2 protein-coding genes are annotated in these 1,916 nt (G+C 44.9%); both read right to left on the bottom strand.

Translation table 11 applies throughout. The features are described from left to right. The coding region (locus H524_RS16855; protein ID WP_027940342.1) for a flagellar hook protein FlgE at positions 1 to 1,655 on the bottom strand (1,655 nt) is incomplete at its 3' end. Positions 1,656 to 1,823: 168 nt separating this feature from the next. Continuing rightward, positions 1,824 to 1,910 carry a flagellar basal body rod C-terminal domain-containing protein gene (locus H524_RS18015; RefSeq protein ID WP_281171310.1) on the bottom strand — a complete coding sequence of 29 codons (87 nt, stop codon included), beginning with the start codon at positions 1,908 to 1,910 and terminating at the stop codon, positions 1,824 to 1,826. Between the last annotated feature and the right edge of the window lie 6 nt (positions 1,911 to 1,916).

Raw genomic sequence — 1,916 nt, forward strand, 5'->3', positions numbered from 1 at the left:
ATATTCAGGATGCTATCCATTACAGTGTTCTGAGTCTGCAGAGACTGTGCATTAGCCTGATAGTTACGCTGAGCGGTAATGAGCTCAACTAACTCGTTGGTCAGGTCAACGTTAGAAAGCTCGAGGTTAGAGCCCTTAATCGAGCCTGCAGAACCTGAGTTAGCTTCCTTAGCGATAGCCTCACCAGATGCATTAGACTGCTTCCACTGAGTATCACCAATCTTGGTTAAACCCTGCTGGTTAGCAAAGTCTGCCATGGCAACCTTAGCAATGTTCTTAACCTGGCCATTGGAGTACTCACACTGAATAATGCCGTTCTCATCAACAGACATACCAATGAGAATACCAGTTGCATAGCCATCATTAGTAGGAGCCTGACTTACAGAGAAGTTAGAAGAACCGTACTGGCTAGCAGCAAACTGAATGTTTAGCTTCTGTGTTGGCTCAATACCCTGGCCTATTGCAGTATGTAAGGTACCGTCGCAACCCTCCATACCATCTTTCTTGAAGGTCAGATCTGGTGCGTTTTGGGCATTAACAGAACCAGTGAGATCTTGTGAACCTGGAGCTGCATTTGGGTTACCGAATAAAGTGTGGCGTAAGCTATTTGGGTTCTTTAAGTTTGCATTAGCTGCGTCTGCTGGGTTACAAAGCTCAAGTTTGCCAGGTACGGTATTTTTCATTTCGCCGTTCGGGCTAAAAGTACACTTGAAACCAAAATAGTTTGAGCCGGCTGCAGTTGAATTAGAATTCTGCGGGACGGTAATCATAGTAGGGTATTCAGTCTTGCCGCCATTTTGTTGGGCAGAAATATCAACTGGTTTACCGTCAACAAAAGGAATAACTGTCCAAACGTTATTGTTGGACTTATCGCCCTCAGGCCCCATCTTTAACATGTAGTAAGTTAAAGTATGAGCACGACCTAAAGAGTCATGGATGGTCTGTGAAGTGGATGCAGTATAGGTGCTCGCATCCTTTGGATCAAAGTCAGTGTAGTATTGAGTAAATTGAGCGTCAGCTTGGGTATTTGCAATAGTACCATCAGCTTTTCTCATAACGCCATACTGAGGGGCGGTCTGGGCAGGAGCCCAAGGCTGACCAGTCCATGGATCATTTGCTGGTAGATTTGGTTTTATATTGTCTTTGTCAGCAGGAAGGTTTACACCGATGGAGATGTTGGTGGACATCTGAGGTGCACCAGTGTCTGCTGGTAGGCGAATGTTGTGGGTGTTGCTTAGATCTAAGGAGGTAGTAGTACCATCTGGGTTAACATCCCAACCCTGAAGATAGTCGCCCATAGCGGTAACTACGAAGCCTTCCTTGTTGATCTGGAATGCGCCGTTACGAGTGAAAGTCTGTGCATCAGAGCCAGGGCCTTCAAGAACGAAGAAGCCATTACCCTGGATAGCCATATCCAGTGGGTTGCCAGTGTCACCTGACAGAGCACCTTGAACGAACTGCTGTGAAACTACAGTGTTCTGCACACCCATGCCTGAGTTGGTCTTTGAGTTGGTGAATACGCTGTTTGCGTAAACATCAGCAAACTCGGCACGTGACTTTTTAAAACCGTAAGAATTGGTATTAGAGATGTTATTAGAAGTCACATCAATGTGCTTCTGGGAGTTCTTAATACCGCTAACTGAAATTCCGAACATGACATTAGCTCCGCTTTGTATAGTTATTAGTTAATGCAGTCTAACAACATCTGCATAATCTAAAACTTGCTTTCATTTTCATATAAATCTAATTGAGCAATTCATATGCCAGAAATAAGAACGCCGGGCAGGGCCCGGCGTGAAGTTATGTTCGGAAAAATTGAGCTATTAACGGATATTCAGGATGCTATCCATTACAGTGTTCTGAGTCTGCAGAGACTGTGCATTAGCCTGATAGTTACGCTGAGCGGTAATGAGCTC

Origin of the sequence: Anaerobiospirillum succiniciproducens DSM 6400 (assembly GCF_000482845.1) — a bacterium.
GTDB lineage: Bacteria > Pseudomonadota > Gammaproteobacteria > Enterobacterales > Succinivibrionaceae > Anaerobiospirillum > Anaerobiospirillum succiniciproducens.